General features: G+C 65.8%; 7 protein-coding genes and 2 pseudogenes. 3 read left to right on the plus strand and 6 right to left on the minus strand.

Annotation, left to right across the window (positions count from 1 at the left end):
- Positions 1 to 130 precede the first annotated feature (130 nt).
- The 3 genes and pseudogenes from ACXMYJ_RS28370 to ACXMYJ_RS28380 form a co-directional block, all read right to left on the minus strand.
- Positions 131 to 708 (minus strand): annotated as a pseudogene (locus ACXMYJ_RS28370) (flavin-containing monooxygenase); the annotation flags it as partial.
- Entirely contained in the window at positions 705 to 1622 is a 918-nt protein-coding gene (locus tag ACXMYJ_RS28375) for a patatin-like phospholipase family protein (RefSeq protein ID WP_460359463.1), read from the minus strand. The pseudogene ACXMYJ_RS28370 and the gene ACXMYJ_RS28375, both read right to left, overlap by 4 nt.
- Positions 1622 to 2464 carry an SDR family oxidoreductase gene (locus ACXMYJ_RS28380; RefSeq protein ID WP_460359464.1) on the minus strand — a complete coding sequence of 281 codons (843 nt, stop codon included), beginning with the start codon at positions 2462 to 2464 and terminating at the stop codon, positions 1622 to 1624. Before ACXMYJ_RS28380 ends, ACXMYJ_RS28375 begins: the two co-directional genes overlap by 1 nt.
- On the opposite strand from ACXMYJ_RS28380, the gene ACXMYJ_RS28385 reads away from it, so the two are divergent.
- Positions 2448 to 3176, plus strand: a complete 729-nt coding sequence (locus ACXMYJ_RS28385) for a TetR/AcrR family transcriptional regulator (RefSeq protein ID WP_460359465.1) — start codon at positions 2448 to 2450, stop codon at positions 3174 to 3176. The genes ACXMYJ_RS28380 and ACXMYJ_RS28385 overlap by 17 nt on opposite strands.
- Positions 3177 to 3592: 416 nt before the next feature.
- On the opposite strand, the gene ACXMYJ_RS28390 is transcribed toward ACXMYJ_RS28385, so the two are convergent.
- Positions 3593 to 3991, minus strand: a complete 399-nt coding sequence (locus tag ACXMYJ_RS28390; RefSeq protein ID WP_260752942.1) for a type II toxin-antitoxin system VapC family toxin — start codon at positions 3989 to 3991, stop codon at positions 3593 to 3595.
- Between the two features lie 20 nt (positions 3992 to 4011).
- On the minus strand, positions 4012 to 4248 hold the full coding sequence (locus ACXMYJ_RS28395) for a type II toxin-antitoxin system Phd/YefM family antitoxin (RefSeq protein ID WP_260752941.1): 237 nt from the start codon (positions 4246 to 4248) through the stop codon (positions 4012 to 4014).
- 127 nt (positions 4249 to 4375) lie between these two features.
- Between ACXMYJ_RS28395 and ACXMYJ_RS28400 the strand changes: the two genes are divergently transcribed.
- The gene (locus ACXMYJ_RS28400; RefSeq protein WP_260752940.1) at positions 4376 to 4615 is read left to right on the plus strand and encodes a type II toxin-antitoxin system Phd/YefM family antitoxin; all 240 of its coding nucleotides are present in this window, start codon (positions 4376 to 4378) and stop codon (positions 4613 to 4615) included.
- Positions 4612 to 5001, plus strand: coding sequence for a type II toxin-antitoxin system VapC family toxin (locus tag ACXMYJ_RS28405; RefSeq protein WP_260752939.1), 390 nt, complete (start codon positions 4612 to 4614; stop codon positions 4999 to 5001). The genes ACXMYJ_RS28400 and ACXMYJ_RS28405 overlap by 4 nt, the downstream gene beginning before the upstream one ends.
- Before the next feature lie 159 nt (positions 5002 to 5160).
- Here the strand turns inward: ACXMYJ_RS28405 and ACXMYJ_RS28410 are convergent.
- A pseudogene (locus tag ACXMYJ_RS28410) lies at positions 5161 to 5409 on the minus strand (hypothetical protein); the annotation flags it as partial.

A 5409-nucleotide genomic window follows, 5' to 3' on the forward strand; every position in this document is an offset into this window, starting at 1 on the left:
CGGATGATCTGATCCGGAGTGTGCCGCCGGCGCTTGTTCGTTGCCATGTCGTCATTGATTCTTCCTGCCCGAGCACTCGGGCAACAGAGTCCCACAACGACTGGACCACTACAGGGGGCTCACCTCACTCGATCCTCGCTGCGGAGCGCTGTAGCGCCGAGACGACCTGCACACCAGTGGAACCCGTGCCGATGACGGCAACGCGCTTGCCCGCTGTCTCGATGTCGTCGTCCCAGTGAGCGGTGTGCACGACTGCGCCTTCGAACTCGGCCAGGCCGGGGATGTCGGGCGTGAAGGGATGGTGCAGGATGCCGGTCGCACAGATCAGGAAGTCGGCGAAGCTCTGGTCACGCTCGCCAGCGTCAACGTCCACTCGCCGTCCCAGTGCGCTTCGACCACTTCGGTGTCGAGCTCGATGATCTCGTTCAAACCCAGCTGGTCGACGACGTCGCGGTGGTACTGCTGGATGGCCGCGCCGCTGGCCCACAGGTGCTGCCAATCGGCCTTCGGAGCGAATCCGAACTGGTAGATCTGCGAGGGCACATCGCACGACAGGCCGGGGTAGCGGTTCCAATGCCAGACGCCGCCGACGTCGGAACCCTTCTCCAGCACGCTGATATCGGTGAAGCCGTGTTCGCGCAGAACGTGTGCGGTGGTGATGCCCGCAACGCCTGCGCCGATGACGATGATGCGCGGCTCGCGGGTCATGACGCCCCCACGGCGAGGGCGCGGCGGACGGTCGCCGGCGCGGTGGTCATGGCCGATTCGAACGCTGCGCGACGGTGCCTGCGGTTCATGAAGTTGGCGCCGAGGCCGGCGAGGTCGTCACGGGTCGGCCTGACGGTGACGACGTCGATGCCCCGCGCTCGAACCTCCGCGACCTCATCGGCGAGAGTGCGTGACATCGGTTGCCGCAGTGCGATGTTCTCGATCAGTCCGCCGATGCCGGGCACGCGACTCCCCGGTTCGGAGGCCATGGGCGCGATGACGTAGACGATGTCGGCGTCGTCGGAGCCGATGAGGTCGACGGAGGCGGTCGAGCGGGCACCGCCGTCGACGTAGCGTCGGCCGTCGATCTCGACCGGGGGCATCCAGCCGGGGATCGCCCACGACGCACGCAGCGCCTCACCTCTGGAAGCCGTTGGCGCTCCTGGTGACCCGAAGGCGACACGCTCACCGCGGTCCACGTCGAAGGCGACCATCCGGGCACCGGGGTGCTGTGGTTCGTCGGAGAAGGCGTCGGCGAGCCGTTGGAGCCATGTGGCGTCACCGCGTCCCGTCGGGGCGACGCCGGTGAGGGCGGCGAGCCCCATCTGTGTCGTGACGAGACGAGGGTTGAGCAGGCGCGGCGACGGCACCGGTGGCAAGCCCGGCGGCGTGGCCGCGAGGTGGTCGTGCAGGCGCGGGTCGGTGGCCTCACCGCGGTGCATCGCGACCAGCTGGTCGGGTACGACGCCGGCGGCGAGCATCGTGACGAGCTCGGCCCCGGCAGAGGTTCCCTGCATGACGGTGAAGTCGGCTGGTGTGATGCCGAGCTCGCGGGTGAGGGCGTCGAGCGCCGCGACGATCCACGCTCCGCCGATGGTTCCGCCGCAGCCGATGACGAGCGCGCGGCGGGCCATCAGCGGTCCCCCGCGGCGTGGGCTTTCGCCTGACGATCGAGCCTGTCGCTGTAAGCCGCGCGCGCGTCGGTGTCGATCAACGTGAGGGCGCGGCGGTCGTCGACCAGCTTGCGCGCGAGGTTCTGCACGCGTTCGGGAACGAAAGCCCTTGCCTCCCAAGCGGGGGCGACCCAGCGCGGCACCGACCGACGCGCGGCCCGCGAACCGACGACGTCGAGGATCGCCGCCGCGACGTCCTCGGCGTCGGCCGTGGGCATGCCGCCGAGCGGCGCGCCCGATGCGAGTTCGGTGCGAACCGCGGACGGCAGAATCGCCGAGACGGCGACGCCGGTGCCCATGTACTCCTGCCGCGCGGCGAGCGAGGCACCGAGGGCGGCGAACTTGCTCGCGTTGTAGGTGACCATGCCGGGGATCGGGATCATGCCGGCCATTGACGCGATGTTGATGACGTGGCCGCCGCCGCGCTGGATCATGCCGGGGACGACGACCTGCATGCCGTTGAGGAGGCCGCGCACGTTGACGTCGAGGATGAGGTCGCGCGCCTGCTGAGTCTCGTCGGCGAGTGAGCCGATCGGCATGACGCCGGCGTTGTTGACCAGGATGTCGAGCGCGCCGGCGGTGGCGGTCGCATCGCGCCACGAGTCGAGGCTCGTCACGTCGAGCCGGACTGCCTGCACGCCGAGGCGTTCCGCGGTGTCGTTGCAGGCGTCGGCGTCGACGTCGCCGATCCAGACCTGCGCGCCGCGGGTTGCGAACAACTCCGCGGTGGCCGCGCCGATCCCCCTCGCCCCGCCGGTGATGAGTGTGCGCCTGCCCTGGACAGGGATGTTCCTCCGCGTCATCGCGGCCTCCTCGGCTTGTTTCAGATACTGGCAGTATTCAGAATCTTTCGGTATGTCAATGGCGTCGGGGGCTACCATTCACCTCATGTCGCGAACCACCCGCGCCGAGCAGCAGGCGGCCACCAGAGCGCGCATCCTCGCCGCCGCGAGTATGCGGTTCCTGGAGAACGGTTACGCGGCAACGAGTCTCGACGATATCGCCGACGACGCCGGCTACTCGAAGGGCGCGGTGTACTCGAACTTCAAAGACAAGCCGACGCTGTGCCGTGCGGTTTTGGAGGCCGTTCACGTGGAGAAATTCGGCGAGATCGCCGCGATCGCGGCCAGCGAGGCGGGTCTCGAAGAACAACTGAACCAGATCGAGACGTGGCTCGAGCGGACGATCGGCGACGTTGGCTGGACGATGCTCGAACTCGAGTTCGCGATGCTGTCCCGTCGGGACGAGAAGCTAAAGCCGATGATCACCGACCTGCACAAGGGCATGCAGGCGACGGTGGAGGCCGCGCTGGGCTCGGTGGCGGAGCAGGTCGGCGTGCAGGATCCACCGTTGAGTGTGTCCGCGCTCGCGGACATCATCCTCGCAACGGCCGTCGGACTGGGCCTGCAACGGTCGGTCAATCCGCACGCGTCCATCGATCCTGCGATCAACGCGCTGCGCGCAGCCGTGTCGGTGCTAGTGCCAGACAGGCGGTTTCGGCCAGCGGGCGACTAGCGGGCGATTTCGTGGAGACGGTCGTCGTGCGCTCGTGGGGCGGACACCTGTAACAGCACTACGTCCAACTGACAGAACAGGACCGGCTGATCGAGGAATTCGTCGAGCGGTGCATCGAAGGCAACGTGGTCTCGGAGCACTATCTGGAAGTGCGGGAGCTGGGTGAGCTCAGTGTCGCACGGCGGCGATAAGCGCCTGAATTCGATTTCCGGTGACGAGCTTCCGCTGCAGGGATCGCAGCGCCGCGGGGGCTCGATCGTCAGGCATGTTGGTGCTGAAGTCGCTTGCCGCTCCGAACGCCCAGAGTTGATTCGCACCCAAGTGGAGACCCTGCTGGTCCTCGTCGGCGACATCGGGCTCCCCGACCGGACACGGCTACACATCGCATTGCCTTCAAAGGTATTTCAGGGTTGCCCCTATCGGTGATGCGGGTGTGTGACTGATCGTAGTTCCAGTCGCGGGATTCCTGTGAAGTCGGCGGGGTTGCACGTGTACAGCGGCACTCCATGTGCGATTGCACTGGCCGCGATGAGTGCGTCGTAGGCCCGCGCAGCCGGCTTTCGATCCGACGCGCGCAGCGCCGCCGCTACGGCTCCAAAGGCCCGGGCGCAATCTCCATCGAACGGTAGGACGTCGAAGTCCGCCTCGGCCTGCTGTAGGTGCTGCTGCCGAGCACCGCGCTCTGCATCGTCGTTGGCGACGTGTGGACCTACGGACAGCTCAGCCAGCGTGATCGCGCTGATCACCGATTCGTCGGGAAGCTCGGCTGGGTCAGACAGCTGACCCAAGAGGATCACCGTGGAAGTGTCCAGCATCCCCCGGCCCTGGGTTTGCGTCACAGCGACGGGTCGATGAGGTTGTCGATGTCGCGCCGGAGGGCATCCGGGTTCACCGGCGGAAGATTCTTGCGGCGACGAATCAGTTCCGCAGGTCCTGCGCTCGGACGAGGTAGCGGCCGTAGCTCAGCAACAGGTGTCCCGTCCCGAGTAATGACGATGCGCTCGCCATGCTCGACGCGACGCAGAACGTCTCCTCCACTGTTGCGCAATTCGCGCACCGTGACTGCATCCACGTTCGGAGTGTATCACCGGTGAGACATCGATGGGTGATCAACTCCGGAAAGCCCGGTTATCGGGCGACTACCGAGAATCACGCTATTTACGCTAGCGCGACTAGCGTGATGGTTGTACCGTCAATCTGTGGATACAACGGTGACAAGTACGGAGGCCAAGAATCGGCTCAACGCCCTTCTTGCTGAAGTGGAACGCACCGGCAAGGCCGTGACGATCACGAATCACGGCCGCCCCGTCGCCAAATTGGTGCCTGTCGAACCAGTGCCGCGAAAGTTCGGGCAGCTGCCAAACCTTCTGGTACCCAAGGACTTCGACGAGCCCCTGCCTGATTCGGAACTGGCTCGCTGGGAAAGTGCCGAACCGTGAACGTGCTGTTGGACACGCACACACTTCTATGGCTGGCGAGTACTCCGTCGGATCTGGACGCCTCCGCGCTGGCCATCATCGCCGACTCGAACACCAACGTGTGGGTCACCGCGGCCTCGGCTTGGGAAATCTCCATCAAGACTCGGTTGGGCCGCCTTGACGGTGAAGCATTCCTGTCGGCCTGGGCCGACATCATTTCGGATATGAGCACAACCGAATTGCCCATCGAGTCTCCCGACGCGATCCTGGCCGGCCGACTCCCCTGGGATCACAAGGATCCCTTCGATCGCGTGATCGTCGCGCAGGCTCTACGTCGAAATCTCACCATCGCGACCCGCGATGCGAAGATCCTCGACGCCGCCCTGGCTCCTACCCTGCGAACCTGAGTCACTCGCGACACGTGCAGGTACTAGCGCTGACGGGTGCTCAGTGCCGCTTGCGCATGCCTATCGCCCACTCGGGGCTGGCTCGGGATGTGCATGGTGCTGACCACCATTCATGGCTGAGGCGCACCGCGACATGCCCGCGGTTGCCGGCTTGGGACGTCACCCGAGCCTTCGCGTGCGCCACCGCGAGAGATCCTCATCCAGGACTGACGGATCGCGTTCGCGAAACACCTCGTCGGTGATCTCCAAATGTCGAATGCGGTCAAGCTGGAATCCGCGGATGTCGGCGGACATGAAAAACTGCCCACCGGCGGACATGAAAATGCCCAGTAGCGGCCAATAAGAACTGCCCACCGGCGGACACGAAAGTGCCCGTCGGCGGCCATGAATCTGTCCAGACCCCCTTTT

The sequence above is a fragment of the Mycobacterium sp. ZZG genome, assembly GCF_054786995.1.

Coding starts and splice junctions, on each gene's coding strand:
- ACXMYJ_RS28375 (WP_460359463.1), bottom strand. CDS start 1,622: ATGGCCCGCCGCGCGCTCGTCATCGGCTGCGGCGGAACCATCGGCGGA.
- ACXMYJ_RS28385 (WP_460359465.1), top strand. CDS start 2,448: ATGTTCCTCCGCGTCATCGCGGCCTCCTCGGCTTGTTTCAGATACTGG.
- ACXMYJ_RS28380 (WP_460359464.1), bottom strand. CDS start 2,464: ATGACGCGGAGGAACATCCCTGTCCAGGGCAGGCGCACACTCATCACC.
- ACXMYJ_RS28390 (WP_260752942.1), bottom strand. CDS start 3,991: ATGCTGGACACTTCCACGGTGATCCTCTTGGGTCAGCTGTCTGACCCA.